The sequence below is a fragment of the Acidovorax sp. FG60 genome (genome assembly GCF_057808995.1).
Window position 1 is genome coordinate 182,028 of sequence record NZ_JBMDJC010000008.1, and the last position, 14,793, is coordinate 196,820.

Here is a 14,793-nt window from a genome sequence, read left to right on the forward strand (position 1 = left end):
TATTGGGGTTCACCCTGGCTGGCCATTCCTTTCTGTTGTCTTGATTGGCTTGGGCTGTACTTGCAGGTCCCGACCGGCCGCAGGCGATGCGCATGAATGCGCGCCTGGGGCGGGTAGTGCTGGTGACGGGGAGGCCCTTGACCAAGGGGGGGAGCGGCCCAGTGGAGTGGGGCGGGCGGTCGTCGCGTCTCAGTCTGCTGGATTGGGTTGGGATCGGTGTTTTCCTTGGTTTTGGGCGGAAAGAGGCGCATGGAGCGCTTTCTGTTTTGACGCAGGAAGTTGGAATTTGTACATTTATGGAAAAAGTGCCTTTGATTTCCTGTGTGCACAGCCGTCCTGCCATCAGAGGATCGAACCATGGAGACAAAATGCCTTCCTTGATCTTTACGACCGTCTCGAGCCTTGCGGTGGTTGTTGCTGTGCTGTGGCATTTCGCCGATGCCGCTGTCCACCAGCCCAGTCATGTTGGTCATATGCATGCCCACACGCCCCCTATGGCGAGCGATTTTTGGACACTGATGTCTCACGGCTTCCGCTAGATTTCAGCGCATCACTTGGGGGGCGAGCCTTGTGGGCTCGTGCGAACGTGAGCAGCCGCCGCTAGATGCGGGATTGGGGCATGGCTGCAGTGGTGGCTGGTGTTTGAGCCTGTTTTCCAGGCCTGGGTCTCAAAAAAGCACAGATTCCAGCCGGGTGCCCAATTCCTTCAGCGACTGTCCAAGCGCCTTGATCCGGACTTCGGCATCGCTGTGCTGGCTGCGGATCATGACAGCCGAAACAGTGTAGGCAATGCTGCGCGTGGTGTCGCGCACAGGGGCGGCGATCGCAAGGACGCCGTCGGAGAAATACCCGTCGTCAACGGCCCATCCGTGGCGTTGAGCTAGGTGAACCTGTTCCAAATACTCCTCAAACGATAGCGCGCGTGCCCAGCGAATACGGGCGAATTCAGCGCGCAGATCGTTTTCAGAGAGATTCATCTGCCCAACGAAAAGCCGGCCGCTGGCCCCCATCAGGACAGGCAGGCGCTGGCCCAGCGGCATGTAGATGTGCAGATCCGTAGGGCTGGATTCGGAGCTGACGAGCACGATCCTGTCATTGCCCATCCGGCGCCAGAGCGTGACCGTGATTCCGCGCGCGATGGCAAGTTCGCGCATGAGCGGCAATGCCAACTGGACGCGCTGGCCCTGTGTCACCAACTGCTCTGCCAAGCGAGCCAGCCCAAGGCCTGCGGAGTACGTTTTGGACAGCGGATTGAAATCGACGACATCTTCCGAGACCAGGGTTCGGAGGATGTTGAAGCAGGTGCTTGGATTGATTTCCAGGTGCCTCGCTATGTCCGCTGCTCGCTCAGGAGCCCCCTTGTGCGCGAGGTATCGAAGGACTCCGATGGCATTCACCACGGGCTTCACGATGACGCCGTGGCTCGATCCTGATTTCTTGGAGTTGTCGGCCAAAGTCGGAGCTTTGCCCGGCGCGGAGCTGTCTTCGGTCACGACGGATTCCATGTTGTCCAGTGGTCAATTGAATGCAGGTCACTGCCTCGGAAGTGTTGGAACGAGGGGGCGTCACAAAACTTCCACCTGTCTGCAGCAGCGGGCATTCTAAGTGGCGAAGTGCATTCTGTATGGAGTTTTATCTATCGTACGTCTGTTCAGGGGCGTCCTGTGGGGACGGGAGTACCGGGTCGGCTCGTGGGTCGTTGCGCGCAGGTGCAAAGTGTGGGGGCGCGAAGGGCGGTTTAGGGAGAACCCTGAATTAAAAATCAACACTTTATCGAATAATGTGCATATGTCTCTACGCGCAGCAACATCGAACCCGCTGCATCGAAAGGAAAATTATGAGTACCCACGGGAAAACCCCCACACTTCGAGTGATCGTGGATCGCGGTCGTTGCTGCGGCTACGGGCTGTGTGCCCAACTCTGCCCCGAGGTGTACAAGCTGGATGAAAACGGCTTGGTATATGTCGAATCCGAGCTCATCCCTGGCGGGCTTGAGGAGGAGGCGAGGGAAGGGGCCGCGGCCTGCCCCGCGGAAGCGCTGGTCATCGAAGCGATTCAGTCGTGATTGGCCGGGGGGCAGCAGGGTCTGCCGTCGGCGGGCGCTGGCGCATCCCATGGCTGGTTGTCGCCGATGACTCGTTCTGCGGGGCATCGGTTTTTTTAGCTTACGGGAAAGCATCAACATGGACATCATAGGTATTGGATACCTCGGCTTCGAGACAACCAAGGTGGACGAATGGCGGGAGTATGGGCCGCAGGTCATGGGTTTTCAGGTTGGCCAGTCTCCGGCGTCAGATCCGGACTCTCTCTACTTCCGCACGGACGATCGGCGGCACCGGTTTGCCTTCCATCCCGGCAAGATCGATCGCCTGGCCTACATCGGCTGGGAGGCCAAGGGAAAGATCGAGTTCGAGGCGGCGATTGCCCGATTCCAAGAACACGGCGTGGAAGTCACCATGGGCGATGCGGCCCTGTGCGAGCAGCGTGGCGTCAAGGGAGTGTTCCGTTTTCGTGACCCGGTCGGCTACCAGCATGAGATGTTCCATGGTCAAAAATGGATGCCCCGTTCCTTCACGCCAGGCCGCCCTCACGGGGGCTTTGTGGCCGGCGTGCGGGGGTTGGGGCATCTGGTCGTGATCACTCCGCAATGGCCACCCGAACTGCAGGATTTCTTCGTCAAGCTGATGGGCTTCCATTACTACGGCCCAGGGGCCGGCAAGGGCCAGACGGCGTTTTACCGCTCCAAGCTCAACAGCTACACCAGCCACGATATCGCCTATGGATACGGACCTGGGAAGATGGGTGTCCAGCATGTGGGCCTGTTTGTGAAAAGCCTGCGCGACGTCGGCGAGACCTACGACATCGTGAAGCAGCGCGGGATCCCGATGATGATGACGCTGGGACAGCACTCTCAAGATCCGCACGCTTCCTTCTACCATTTCTCGCCGGGCGGCTTTGCACTCGAGACCATCACCGAGCTCGAACCCTGGCATGACGACGGCTTCGAACTCAATCCCGAGAAGCTTAGCACCTGGGGTCATGAAGTGGTGGGCCCGATCCTCGGCCCGAGCGTACGGACGCCCGAAGAACTGCTCGAGCCCGAGTTGCTGGCCAAGTACAAACAGGGATGACGCAGCCCGCTTGCCGACTTCCGCGCTGGGCCGCCAGCACGGGAGTCGGCGTTTCAGACTGATTCCGAAGACGAGACCATCAGCATGCGCGCCACGCTAACGTGCTTTGGCTGCTCGAGCATGTAACGCACGGCGGACGCGACATCCGACGACTGTAGGGCCGGTGTCTGGTCCGCCCGGACCGGTTGGCCCGAGGCGCGCAGCCGGTCAAAGATCTCGGTTTCCGTGGTGCCGGGCGCGATGGTGCCCACACGCACGCCACTGCCTTTGAGTTCGACACGCAGCGCAGTGCTGAACACCTCGACGGCCTGCTTCAACCCGGCGTACACGCCCATGGAAGAATGGCTCAGGTATGCCCCCACGCTGGACACGTTGATGATGGCGCCCGCGCCCTGTTGCTTGAATGCGCGCGCAAACACATAGGAAGTCCGGACCACGGCATCGTAGTTGGTGCGCGTCATCTGCATCAGGCCATCGAGATCGATGGTTTCGAGCGTACCGCTGACCAGCATGCCGGCGTTGTTGACCAGGATGTCGGCGCGGCCGTAGGTTCGGTGGGCCAACTCCAGCAGAGCCTGCGCCGTGGCGGGCTCATCGATCGCTGCGCTCAGGGGGACTGCCGGGCCGGGGAGCTGGGCGCACAGCGCATTCAAGCGCTCGGCGCGGCGCGCGGTCAGCACTAGGCTGCAGCCCGCGGCGCTGAGCTCATGGGCAATGGCTTCGCCGATGCCTGACGATGCGCCGGTGACGACGGCGACCTTGCCTTGCAGGTGTCGTTGGGCCTCGTTCACGTAGCCGGGCCTCAGGCTTGGGTGTCCGGGCTGGGATAGCGCAAGGCCATGGCCGCGCCGAAGTCCCTTTTGAGGGTCGGGTAGTAGGCAATCTGTCCGCCCATGCCACCGGCAATGTCGATGGAGGCCGCGCTGATGAAGCTGGCGTAGTCGCTTGCGAGGAACAGCGCCATGCCGGCGACGTCTTCCGGCTTGCCAAAACGCCCCAGGGGGACAACTTTGAGGACCATGGCGTCGAATTCCTCGCGCGGCGTGCCGGGCGGCATCTCACGGTAGTGGCGGTCCCACTGTCCGGTGTCGATCCAGCCCATGTTGAGGGTGTTGACCAGGATGTTGTCTTTGGGCAGCGACATGCCCAGCGATTTGGACATGGCGATGCAGCCCGCGCGGTTCACCACGGAGGGGATGCCGTCCGGGGTGATCTGGGTGCCGGCCAGCGCATTGATCTCGACGATGCGCCCCCAGCGCTGCTTTCGCATGTGCGGGACCACGGCCTGGATGAAGCGGAAATGGCCCATCTGCAACACGTTGGCGTGTTCCAGGATCTGCTCTGGCGTGAGGGTGTCGAGGTTGCCGCCGCGGCCTTGGCCCGCGTTGTTGATCAGGACGTCCACGCCGCCCCAGGCGGCTGCGATCTCATCCACGAAGGCTTTCACGCCCGCGGTGTCGGTGACGTCGACCGCGCGCGCGATCACGGCTTGCGCCGTCGTCGCCAGTTCGGCTCCCACCGCTTCGATGTCGGCCTGCGTGCGGGCGCAGACCGCAACGCGGGCCCCTTCTTTAGCAAAGGCACGGGCAATGGCCCGGCCAATTCCGCGCGAGGCGCCCGTCACGATGACGCGCTTGTGGCTCAAATCGATAAGCATGTACTGTCTCCTGGTTATGCAGAATATCTGGCAGATTGTAGGCAGAAATTAAAAAATCGTTCATATCTAGGTTCTTGACGTTGCCTGTGCGCCGTTAGCGAATGATCGGCCCAGGAACTGCTCCAGCGCTGCTGCGCAGGGGCTCAATGCACGGCCTGCGGACCAAGCCAGGCCGACTTCCATGACCGGCAGCCGCGCGTCCATGGGAACGGCGTGGATGCGCCGCCCATCCAGGGACCATGGCCGGAACACCATGTCCGACAGGATGGTCACGCCCAGGTTGAGAGCGACCATCTCGCGCAGCGCCTCCATGGAAGACGTCTGGATAATCTTGTGGGGTGTGTGCCCCGCGTCGGCCCAGTACCGCCGGGCATTGCGGTCGCCTTCGTCCACCATGGGCAGGATGTAGGGGAGCGCCGCAAGTTCTTCGAAACTCACGCTCCCCCGGCCCGCGTATTCATGGCCCGCAGCCATCCAGAGCTGACGCCTGGACCTTTCCAGGACGCGGGTTTCCAGGCGCTCCGGCGCTTCCAGGTTGGACAGCAAAAGTGCGCCCATTTCCAGTTGGCCGCTCGCCAGGCGGACCTCGATGTCCTTGCGCGGCATTTCCTCGAGCGAGAGTTCTATCCGGGGGTACAGCTCGCAGAAACGCGCGAGGGCGGGCAACAGGAAGTACCCCAGGACGGTGTAGGTCGCGGCCACTTCCAGCTTCCCGTGGAGGTCGCGCCCATGTATCGGAAAGCGGGCTGCCTCGTTGGCCATGCGCAGAACGGATTCGGCGTGCTGCAGAAAGCCTTGTCCCTGCAAGGTGAGGGTGACGCCTTGGCGTCCGCGATCCAGCAAGGCCGTGCCCATGGCCTGTTCCAGGTCCGCGATCGCCAGGGTCATGGCCGACTGCGACAGGCCGATTTCCGTTGCGGCGGCCGAGATTTGCCCGCAGCGCGCCACGGCCACGAAGTAGTGCAGTTGGCGCAGCGTGAAGCGCGGCAGGGCAGGCAGACCGATTGTCATTGGAAAGGCAAATACCTGGGGTTCAAAAATTGAATTTGACTATGCCATAAATATGAACAAAATATAGATAAATGTTCAAATAAAAGGTTGCGCGAGCAACCTGGAGATATCCCCATGACCCCTCCCGTTTCCCTGGCGGACAAGTACGAATTGCCCGCCGGCCGTGTCTACATGAACGGTACGCAGGCGCTGGTTCGGCTGCTGCTGGCGCAAAAGGCGCGTGACGAGGCCGCCGGGTTGAATACCGAAGGTTTCGTCTCCGGCTATCGTGGCTCTCCCCTGGGCGCCGTAGACCAGGAGCTGTGGAAGAACCGGGCGCTGTTGGACAAGCACAAGGTGCGCTTTCAGCCCGGTCTCAACGAGGAGCTGGCGGCAACGTCGGTCTGGGGCACGCAGATGGTGAGCCTGGATCCGAAGGCACGGGTCGATGGCGTGTTCGCCCTCTGGTACGGGAAGGGACCGGGCGTGGACCGCAGTGGCGATGTCTTCAAGCACGGGAACATCGCGGGTGGCGCTCCGCATGGCGGCGTGCTGCTGGTGGCGGGAGACGACCACGCATGCAAGTCATCCAGCCTGCCGCATCAGAGCGAGCATGCATTCATCGCTGCGATGATTCCGGTGCTGCATCCTTCGGGAGTACACGAATTCATCGAATTCGGACTCCACGGATACGCCATGTCGCGCTACTCCGGATGCTGGGTGGGCTTCAAGGTGATCAGCGACACGGTCGAGTCTTCGTCGTCGTTCGACATCGATCCGATGTCGGTCGAGATCAAGATTCCACAGTCCTACCCGGTTCCCGCCGACGGCTTCTCGATCCGCTGGCCCGATCCTCCGCTGGAGCAGGAGAACCGGCTGCAGCGCGAGCGCCTGTATGCACTGCTCGAATACGTGCGCCTGAACAAGCTCAATCGCCAGGACTGGGCAGTCCCGGACGCACGCCTGGGTATCTGCACCACCGGCAAGAGCTACCTGGACGTGCGCGAGGCGCTGTCGCTGCTGGGCTTGGACGAGGCGGCCGCACAGGCGCTGGGTGTGCGCCTGCTCAAAATCGGCGTGGTCTGGCCTTTGGAACCCACCTGCGTGGTCGAGTTCGCACAGGGCCTCGACGAAATACTGGTCGTGGAGGAAAAGCGCCAGGTACTCGAATACCAGATCAAGGAGCACCTCTACAACGAACCCCATCGCCCCCGCGTGGTCGGCAAATACGATGAATCGGGCGAATGGGTTCAGGTTCCCAGCAGCGGCATCCTGCTGTCGCCTAATGGCGAGCTCACGCCAGCCGGCATCGCTGATGTGATCGCTGCGCGCCTAGTCAAGGTGTACGGGCAAGGCGTGCTGCCGGAGTCGGTGCGGGTGTGGTTGGAGCGTCAGGCGGTGGTGGCAACTCGCTCCCCATCCGATGCGCCTGTGCCCCAGCGGCTCCCTTACTTTTGTTCGGGCTGTCCTCACAACACCAGCACCCAGGTGCCGGAAGGGTCGCGCGCGCTGGCGGGGATCGGCTGTCACTACATGTCGATGTGGATGGATCGCCGCACGGAAACGTTCAGCCAGATGGGCGGCGAAGGGGTGCCGTGGATAGGGCAGGCGCCCTACACGGATACGCCACATGTGTTCGCCAACCTGGGCGATGGAACCTACATGCACTCGGGCTCCCTGGCCATCCGGGCTGCCGTGGCTGCCGGTGTCAACATCACCTACAAGCTGCTGGTCAACGATGCTGTCGCCATGACGGGAGGTCAGCCAGTCGAAGGCGCACCTTCGGTGCCCCAGTTGCTGCGGCAGCTTGCCGCCGAAGGCGTGAAGGAACTGCACCTGGTGAGCGACGAGCCCGAGGCCTTTCAGGCCTTGGACGACTTCCCCAAGGATGTCAAGGTGTCGCACCGTGACGGCATGGACGCGCTGCAGCGTGCGCTGCGCGACGTCAAGGGGGTGTCGGTGATCGTCTATGCGCAGACCTGCGCGGCCGAGAAGCGCCGCCGGCGCAAGAAGAAGACTCTGGTCGATCCGGCGCGTCGAGTGGTCATCAACGAGGCCGTGTGCGAAGGCTGCGGCGATTGCGGCGTGCAGTCCAACTGCGTCTCCATCCTGCCACTGGAAACGCCCTTGGGGCGTAAGCGGCAGATCGATCAGAGCGGCTGCAACAAGGACTTCTCCTGCGTGCGCGGATTCTGCCCAAGCTTCGTGGTGCTCGATGGCGCCGAACTGCGAAAGCCCCAGCGTGACCGCGTGGCACCGCCCACCGGCATGGCGCGACCCGAGCTGCCAGTCTTGGCGCGCCCCTGGAACATTCTGGTGGCCGGGGTCGGCGGCACCGGCGTAGTGACCATCGGTGCCCTCATGGGGATGGCCGCGCATCTCGAAGGCAAAGGGGTGCTGGTGCTGGACATGGCAGGCCTGGCGCAGAAGGGCGGGGCGGTGATGTCCCATGTGCGGCTGGCGGCGGATCCCGTCCAACTGCATGCCGCGCGGGTAGCGCGCGGACAGGCGGACGTGGTGCTCGGCTGCGACCTGATGGTGGCCGCGGCCGGGGATGCGCTTGCTTCCATGGCGTCCGGGCGCACTCGCGCCGTGTTGAATACGGACGTGGCCCCCACGGGCAGCTTTACACGGGATCCCGACTGGCAGGCGTCACCCGAAGCGATGCTCGAGCGGGTCGGCTCGGCCGCTGCCCAGGTGGAGTCTCTGGAGGCCTCCCGCCTGGCAGTCGCCCTCATGGGGGATGCCGTGGCCACCAACGTATTCCTGCTGGGCTTTGCATGGCAAAAGGGCTGGGTGCCTCTGCAAGAGGATTCGTTGCTGCGCGCCATCGAACTCAACGGCGCCGCGGTGGGCATGAACCGCGCAGCGTTTGCCTGGGGACGCCAGGCTGCGCTGGATCCTGCTGCGGTGCGCCGCGCGGCCGGCCTGCCTTCCGACGAGAAGGTGATGCTGATGCCGAGCAGAACAGCGTCTCTTGCGAGCATTCTGGCCGATCGCACTGAGCGGCTCGCCGACTACCAGAATGCACGCTACGCGCAGCACTACGCGGCGGTCGTGCGGCGTGTTTCCGATGTCGAGAAAGCGCGTGTCGGGGGAGAGCGCCTGGCGCGCGAGGTCGCGATGAGCCTCTACAAGCTGATGGCCTACAAAGATGAATACGAAGTTGCTCGCCTGCACACCAGCAGTGATTTCCTTGCCCGGCTGCAAGAGCGCTTCGAAGGTGATTTCACCGTGAGCTACTACCTGGCACCGCCGCTGCTGGCGCGCCGCGACGCGCAAGGCCGTCCAGTCAAGCAGCGCTACGGCGCCTGGGTGCAGACGGCCTTCCGTCTCCTGGCCCGTTTGCGGTTCCTGCGCGGAACAGTTTTCGATCCGTTCGGCTGGACTCGGGAGCGGCGGGAGGAACGTGCGGCAATCGACGAATTCGAGGCCTTGGTTGAAGACCTGCTGAAAGACCTGAACAGCAACAACTTCAACGAGGCGTTGGCGCTCGCCCGTTTGCCCCAGCAAGTGCGAGGCTATGGCCATGTGAAGGCGCGCGAGCACGAGGTCGCGCAGAAGAAGGCCTTGGAACTCCTGGCCCGCTGGCGAACGAAGTCCGGCCTTTCCCAAGGTTAAGGCAGCCAGGACAAGGCTGCACCCATTCCAAAGGAGATACATATGAAAATTCTTGTCGCCGTCAAGCGGGTGGTGGACTACAACGTGAAGGTCCGCGTGAAGTCGGACAACACGGGTGTGGACATCGCCAACGTCAAGATGAGCATGAACCCCTTCGACGAAATCGCCGTCGAGGAGGCCGTGCGCCTGAAGGAAAAAGGCCTGGTGACCGAAGTCATCGCCGTGAGCTGCGGCGTGGCCCAATGCCAGGAAACCCTGCGCACCGCCATGGCCATCGGCGCCGACCGCGCCATTCTGGTCGAAACCGACGCCGAGTTGCAGCCGCTAGCCGTGGCCAAGCTGCTCAGTGCCCTGGTCGACAAGGAACAGCCCGGCCTCGTGATCCTGGGCAAACAGGCCATCGACGACGACGCCAACCAGACGGGCCAGATGCTCGCCGCCCTGGCCGACCTGCCCCAGGCCACGTTCGCCAGCAAGGTAGAGCTGTCTGCCGACAAGGTCAGCGTGACCCGCGAAGTCGACGGCGGCCTGGAAACCCTGGCCCTGACGCTGCCTGCCGTCATCACCACCGACCTGCGCCTGAACGAGCCGCGCTACGTCACCTTGCCCAACATCATGAAGGCCAAGAAGAAGCAGCTCGACATCGTCAAGCCCGAGAACCTCGGCGTGGACGTGGCTCCCCGCCTCAAGACCCTCAAGGTCAGCGAGCCCGCCAAGCGCGGCGCGGGCGTGAAGGTGGCTGATGTGGCCGCCCTGGTCGAGAAACTCAAGAACGAAGCGAAGGTGATCTGACATGTCGGTACTCGTTATTGCTGAACACGACAACGCATCCATCAAGGGCGCGACCCTGAATACCGTGGCCGCCGCGCGCCAGATCAGCATGTTCTCCGATGGGCAGGTGCATGTGCTTGTGGCCGGGCCACGAAGCGCGCCAGCCGCCGCTGCGGCCGCGCAAATCGAGGGAGTGGCCAAGGTATTGCACGCCGACGGCGAGGCACTGGCTCATGGCTTGGCCGAGAACCTGGCCGCCCAGGTACTGGCCGTGGCACCTGACTACAGCCACATCCTGTTCGCCGCCACGGCTGGCGGCAAGAACGTGGCCCCTCGCGTCGCAGCCAGGCTGGACGTCGCGCAGATCGGCGACATCACCAAGGTGGTGAGCGCCGACACCTTCGAGCGCCCCATCTATGCCGGCAACGCCATCGCCACGGTGCAAAGCGCGGACGCCACCCAAATAATCACCGTGCGCACCACGGGCTTCGACCCCGCCCCCGCCACGGGCGGCACTGCCAGCGTTCAGGCCGTTGCCGCCGTTGCCGACAGCGGCAAGAGCAGCTACGTGGGCAGCGAGATCGCCAAGAGCGACCGCCCCGAGCTGACCGCCGCCAAGATCATCGTCTCCGGCGGCCGCGCCCTGGGCAGCAAGGAAAAGTTCGACGAAGTCATCACGCCCCTGGCCGACAAGCTGGGCGCGGCCATCGGCGCGAGCCGTGCGGCAGTCGATGCGGGCTACGCCCCCAACGACCTGCAGGTGGGCCAGACGGGCAAGATCGTCGCGCCGCAGCTGTACATCGCCGCCGGCATCTCGGGCGCCATCCAGCATCTGGCGGGCATGAAGGACTCCAAGGTGATCGTGGCGATCAACAAGGACCCGGAGGCGCCGATCTTCAGCGTGGCCGACTATGGGCTGGAGGCCGACCTGTTCACGGCCCTGCCGGAATTGAGCCAGGTGCTCTCGTAAGGGGATGCTACGCCATGGGATTGCTACGCCAATGTCTGCAGGAAGTGCGTGAGCGAGAGCATCCGCAGCCGCCTGCTCTTACCAAAGTTCCACTCCACAATTCCGTACAACAGCATTACCTCGAAAGTGTGCAACTCGATACCATTGGCACCGGACGCGGTGAGTCCGTCCCCAATTTCCGTACCAATAACAGAATGAACCGGCATGAAGAAGCCTTGAGAAGGGCCGCGAGATCATGCAATAGGGAAATGCCAGTTCACAGAGGACCAGATGGACTACGCGCTGAAGCAAGCTGAGCTGCCGAGCACCGCCAGCGCACTGGTGATGCTCGGTAGTCACCGGAGAGTCCCCACAACCTTGGATTCACTAACAGGCTGTTGAAATTCCCCCGCACAAACACTGTGGCTGTGGGGTACGAATCTTGATACCTTCACCATCATCCATGGATGTGGAGGGACTATGCGTGGAGAAGACGGTTTGCAGGAATCGCTGTTCACGGTAGCCAAGCTGGAGGACTTCGTACCAGCGGATCATCCGCTGCGTCCGATCCGGGCGCTGGTTAACGAGGCGCTGTCGCGGCTGCACGGCCTGTTCAACACGATCTACGCCGACAGCGGGCGCGCCTCCATTGCCCCGGAGAAACTGCTGCGCGCCATGCTCATCCAGGTGCTGTTCTCCGTGCGCAGCGAACGCCAGTTGATGGAGCAGGTGCGCTACAACCTGCTGTACCGCTGGTTCATCGGGCTGGCCATCGACGATGCAGTCTGGGACCACTCCACCTTCTCCAAGAACCGAGACCGGCTGCTGGAACACGCAGTGGTGGAGAACTTCTTCACCGAAGCCATGACGCTGGCCGACAAGCGCGGGCTGCTGAGCAAGGAGCACTTCTCTGTGGACGGCACGCTGATCCAGGCCTGGGCCAGCCACAAGAGCTTCGTGCCCAAGGACGGCAGCGATGACGACGCCAACGGTGGTGTGGCCGGGGGACGCAACCCCCAGGCCAACTGGAAGGGCAAGCCGCGCAGCAACGACACGCATGCGAGCAAGACCGATGCGGATGCCCGGCTCTTCAGGAAGAGCCACAACACGGCGGCGATCCTGGCCTACCAGGGCCATGTGCTGATGGAGAACCGATCAGGCCTGGTGGTGGGAGCAGTGGTCACGCACGCCGATGGCATGGGCGAGAGAGCAGCGGCGCTGGCGATGCTCGACACGCTGCCGGGCAAGCACCCGAAGACGCTTGGGGCGGACAAGGCCTACGACACGCGCGATTTCATTGATGCGTGCAGGCAACGCAAGGTCACGCCCCACGTGGCCTGCAACGACACACGCATCGGGGGCAGCGCACTGGACGGCCGAACGACCCGGCACGTCGGCTATGGCATCAGTCAGACGATCAGAAAGCGCATCGAGGAGCACTTCGGCTGGGGCAAGACAGTGGGAGGCATTCGGCAGACGGTGTATCGAGGGATCCGTCGTGTTGACCAGCACTTCAAGCTGACGATGACGGCCAGCAACATCGTGCGAATGGCCCGAATGCTCGGGCAGGCACCGCAGGGAGTGCGGTGATGAGCAGTGGCAGCCGACATCAGACCACCCCAGTGCGGGACGCGCCAGACCGTCCAACCTCGATGAGGCGGCTTCAGTCTCCGAATGGATCGGCGCCGGATGCATTGGTCGCTTCATCGATGCGAATTTCAACAGCCTGCTAACTTTACACTGGCACCCCTAAAGGGGGCAGGTCACTGAGGCTTCCTGAATTGAGCGGGGGCGGGAGGCTAATTCAGTGTACGGGCGATCACCAAGGGGCTCCTAGCGCCTGACCCGTCTGCCTTCCGCCATCTGGCGAACCCTCCGTTCGAATTCCGCCCGCTCGCGGTTCACGCGCGCCATCTCGGCCGATCTCGCGTGGCCCTCCAGGTTCGCCTTTACTTGCCAAACCACGTCCGGGCGGGACATGATCTCCTTGGCCTGCTCAAACTGATCCGTGAGCCAGGCCCGCATGTGGACAGGTACGAATGTCCCGTCCATCCAGCGCAGCAGATCGCCTGGCGCCGGCACGCTGCCTATCACTTTCCCGGCCAGCACCTTCGCAGCATCCTCGATGAACGCGGACGCAAGTTCGCCAGCGTACCGCTTGGCGTAGTCAGAGGCAGCGCCGGCGATGGCTCCTGCGACCAGTTCCCGGAACTGCTTGCTCTCGCCCTCCGTTCGAGCTTCGGCATCCAGGATCGCCAGTCGCAAAGCGTCAGCGTCGGCTCGACTGCCATTTGGGGAAGGGCGACATGCGGAGTCTGCTTTTGGCTGCGGAGCCGGTCGAGCATCCACTTGAGCCTTTGGTCAGCGGGTGCGGAATGGTGTGCGACTTCGTCCGCTATCCAGTGGGGCTCGATCTCTGTAACCCGCAGTGCATTCCGAGATCGCAGGTCAGGGACGGCCACGGCCATCGCGATCAGCGGCTTGCGCCATTCGTCTGGCGATTGCATCAGCTCCGCGTTGGCCTGCTGATATAGGCTCAACGTTGCAACGGTCTTCGCTGCATCGGAGATCCGCTCGCGCACCAGCACCGCCGTGTCAGGCCTCCAGCGTTCGAAGGGTGTCGCCGTTGCTACGGTGAACGAGGAAGCAGCAAGCAGGCAGATGCCCACCCAGCGAGCGCTGTCGGCCAGCGCGTTCCAGAAGCGGTTTAGAACGGGTCTGCGAAGCCAAAAGGCAGCGGCCAGTACCAGCGCGCCAGCCACCGCGCCCAGCATTGGGCTTGGAAGAAGCAGTGAACTCCAGCGCTCATGCAGCGCCAGCACCCGGACTTCATACGTGATAGCCCAACTACCGAGTTTTTCAACGCCGTCAAGGCTGTGCCAGCTTCTCGTGAGCCGGGAATTCAGCACCATGAGGAACAGTGCGTGAGGGGTAAGTCCCAGCAGGATCGCCGTCACCGTGCCGCGAATCCAATCCAGAACATCCTGACCGACCAGCGCCACGCGGATCAGCACGAACAGGAACCAGATCATGGTCACCCAGCCGCCAGAAACGGCGACGCTGAGCACGGCGAACGGGGAGCCCAGGACGGCCAACGGGATCGGATAGCCATCGGCAATGAGCAGGAAGAATGCTGTCAGCAAGAACAGGATCGCCACGATCCAGGCGACCTCCTTGCGAGACAGATGGCCATCCAGGACCCAGAAATTCCCCATGTGCGGAAGCCTCACCACCGAAGTATGCGAGCATTTTGTCCGAGAACGGTCCCGGAGGTTGCGTATTGGAAGGCTTCGGCGCGAGCGCGAACGGGGCTCAGCAAATTGAGATTTCTTTGTTATTGGTTCTCATGTTGCCTTGGTAACCACGAAGGCAATCTGCAGCGGGTTTGCGGCCCTTGCGACGCACTTCAATCGGGCAAACATAGCCGATGCGGCGAACTCGGTCTTTGGGGGGGCTATCTGTTTCAACCTGACGCAGGCAATCCATGTACACGTTGTGGATGAATAACAGCTTGCTTACGAACCGAGCCGCAGATTGGCAGGCAGTACCTTGCGCTTGGGTATCTGCTTCTCGTACTGCGCGCCCTGGGCGGGAGCAAGCTGCTCCAGTTCATGCTCCAACGCCGCGAGATCGGCATTCGCTATTGCCCACCTGCCGGGCACTACAACACACGG

At 62.7% G+C, this 14,793-nt stretch carries 14 protein-coding genes; 7 read left to right on the forward strand and 7 right to left on the reverse strand.

Translation table 11 applies throughout. From position 1 onward, the window contains the following. Positions 1-92: 92 nt before the first annotated feature. Positions 93-539, forward strand: a complete 447-nt coding sequence (locus tag ACODS0_RS14045) for a hypothetical protein (RefSeq protein WP_488835584.1) — start codon at positions 93-95, stop codon at positions 537-539. A 129-nt stretch (positions 540-668) separates the two neighbouring features. On the opposite strand, the gene ACODS0_RS14050 is transcribed toward ACODS0_RS14045, so the two are convergent. Further along, complete coding sequence (locus tag ACODS0_RS14050) at positions 669-1,505, reverse strand: IclR family transcriptional regulator (RefSeq protein WP_082836396.1); 837 nt, start codon at positions 1,503-1,505, stop codon at positions 669-671. A 332-nt stretch (positions 1,506-1,837) separates the two neighbouring features. Between ACODS0_RS14050 and ACODS0_RS14055 the strand changes: the two genes are divergently transcribed. Together ACODS0_RS14055 and ACODS0_RS14060 are read left to right on the forward strand one after the other, a co-directional pair. Next, on the forward strand, positions 1,838-2,065 hold the full coding sequence (locus tag ACODS0_RS14055; protein WP_060985465.1) for a ferredoxin: 228 nt from the start codon (positions 1,838-1,840) through the stop codon (positions 2,063-2,065). A 118-nt stretch (positions 2,066-2,183) separates the two neighbouring features. Then, on the forward strand, positions 2,184-3,131 hold the full coding sequence (locus ACODS0_RS14060; RefSeq protein ID WP_060985464.1) for a VOC family protein: 948 nt from the start codon (positions 2,184-2,186) through the stop codon (positions 3,129-3,131). Positions 3,132-3,184: 53 nt separating this feature from the next. Here ACODS0_RS14060 and ACODS0_RS14065 read toward each other — a convergent pair whose 3' ends face one another. From ACODS0_RS14065 to ACODS0_RS14075, 3 genes are all read right to left on the reverse strand, one after another. Further along, positions 3,185-3,922, reverse strand: a complete 738-nt coding sequence (locus ACODS0_RS14065; protein ID WP_488835588.1) for an SDR family oxidoreductase — start codon at positions 3,920-3,922, stop codon at positions 3,185-3,187. Between the two features lie 11 nt (positions 3,923-3,933). Beyond that, positions 3,934-4,788: an SDR family oxidoreductase gene (locus tag ACODS0_RS14070; protein ID WP_063460646.1), complete on the reverse strand. Its 855-nt coding sequence runs from the start codon at positions 4,786-4,788 to the stop codon at positions 3,934-3,936. A gap of 66 nt (positions 4,789-4,854) precedes the next feature. Then, a complete protein-coding gene (locus tag ACODS0_RS14075; RefSeq protein ID WP_488835590.1) occupies positions 4,855-5,799 on the reverse strand; it encodes a LysR family transcriptional regulator in 945 nt (314 codons plus the stop codon). 114 nt (positions 5,800-5,913) lie between these two features. On the opposite strand from ACODS0_RS14075, the gene ACODS0_RS14080 reads away from it, so the two are divergent. The 3 genes from ACODS0_RS14080 to ACODS0_RS14090 are packed head-to-tail and all read left to right on the forward strand — an operon-like array spanning position 5,914 to position 11,140. Beyond that, on the forward strand, positions 5,914-9,399 hold the full coding sequence (locus tag ACODS0_RS14080) for an indolepyruvate ferredoxin oxidoreductase family protein (RefSeq protein ID WP_488835592.1): 3,486 nt from the start codon (positions 5,914-5,916) through the stop codon (positions 9,397-9,399). 42 nt (positions 9,400-9,441) lie between these two features. Next, entirely contained in the window at positions 9,442-10,191 is a 750-nt protein-coding gene (locus ACODS0_RS14085) for an electron transfer flavoprotein subunit beta/FixA family protein (protein ID WP_488835594.1), read from the forward strand. Between the two features lies 1 nt (position 10,192). Beyond that, the gene (locus ACODS0_RS14090) at positions 10,193-11,140 is read left to right on the forward strand and encodes an electron transfer flavoprotein subunit alpha/FixB family protein (protein WP_488835596.1); all 948 of its coding nucleotides are present in this window, start codon (positions 10,193-10,195) and stop codon (positions 11,138-11,140) included. Between the two features lie 23 nt (positions 11,141-11,163). Here ACODS0_RS14090 and ACODS0_RS14095 read toward each other — a convergent pair whose 3' ends face one another. Next, on the reverse strand, positions 11,164-11,346 hold the full coding sequence (locus ACODS0_RS14095) for a hypothetical protein (RefSeq protein WP_488835598.1): 183 nt from the start codon (positions 11,344-11,346) through the stop codon (positions 11,164-11,166). Between the two features lie 253 nt (positions 11,347-11,599). Between ACODS0_RS14095 and ACODS0_RS14100 the strand changes: the two genes are divergently transcribed. Then, entirely contained in the window at positions 11,600-12,709 is a 1,110-nt protein-coding gene (locus ACODS0_RS14100) for an IS5 family transposase (RefSeq protein WP_488835600.1), read from the forward strand. A gap of 243 nt (positions 12,710-12,952) precedes the next feature. On the opposite strand, the gene ACODS0_RS14105 is transcribed toward ACODS0_RS14100, so the two are convergent. Beyond that, entirely contained in the window at positions 12,953-13,228 is a 276-nt protein-coding gene (locus ACODS0_RS14105; protein WP_488835602.1) for a hypothetical protein, read from the reverse strand. Further along, entirely contained in the window at positions 13,210-14,334 is a 1,125-nt protein-coding gene (locus ACODS0_RS14110; RefSeq protein WP_488835604.1) for a hypothetical protein, read from the reverse strand. Before ACODS0_RS14110 ends, ACODS0_RS14105 begins: the two co-directional genes overlap by 19 nt. Positions 14,335-14,793: the final 459 nt, after the last annotated feature.

Coding starts and splice junctions, on each gene's coding strand:
- ACODS0_RS14045 (WP_488835584.1), top strand. CDS start 93: ATGAATGCGCGCCTGGGGCGGGTAGTGCTGGTGACGGGGAGGCCCTTG.
- ACODS0_RS14050 (WP_082836396.1), bottom strand. CDS start 1,505: ATGGAATCCGTCGTGACCGAAGACAGCTCCGCGCCGGGCAAAGCTCCG.
- ACODS0_RS14055 (WP_060985465.1), top strand. CDS start 1,838: ATGAGTACCCACGGGAAAACCCCCACACTTCGAGTGATCGTGGATCGC.
- ACODS0_RS14060 (WP_060985464.1), top strand. CDS start 2,184: ATGGACATCATAGGTATTGGATACCTCGGCTTCGAGACAACCAAGGTG.
- ACODS0_RS14070 (WP_063460646.1), bottom strand. CDS start 4,788: ATGCTTATCGATTTGAGCCACAAGCGCGTCATCGTGACGGGCGCCTCG.
- ACODS0_RS14075 (WP_488835590.1), bottom strand. CDS start 5,799: ATGACAATCGGTCTGCCTGCCCTGCCGCGCTTCACGCTGCGCCAACTG.
- ACODS0_RS14080 (WP_488835592.1), top strand. CDS start 5,914: ATGACCCCTCCCGTTTCCCTGGCGGACAAGTACGAATTGCCCGCCGGC.
- ACODS0_RS14085 (WP_488835594.1), top strand. CDS start 9,442: ATGAAAATTCTTGTCGCCGTCAAGCGGGTGGTGGACTACAACGTGAAG.
- ACODS0_RS14090 (WP_488835596.1), top strand. CDS start 10,193: ATGTCGGTACTCGTTATTGCTGAACACGACAACGCATCCATCAAGGGC.
- ACODS0_RS14095 (WP_488835598.1), bottom strand. CDS start 11,346: ATGCCGGTTCATTCTGTTATTGGTACGGAAATTGGGGACGGACTCACC.
- ACODS0_RS14100 (WP_488835600.1), top strand. CDS start 11,600: ATGCGTGGAGAAGACGGTTTGCAGGAATCGCTGTTCACGGTAGCCAAG.
- ACODS0_RS14110 (WP_488835604.1), bottom strand. CDS start 14,334: ATGGGGAATTTCTGGGTCCTGGATGGCCATCTGTCTCGCAAGGAGGTC.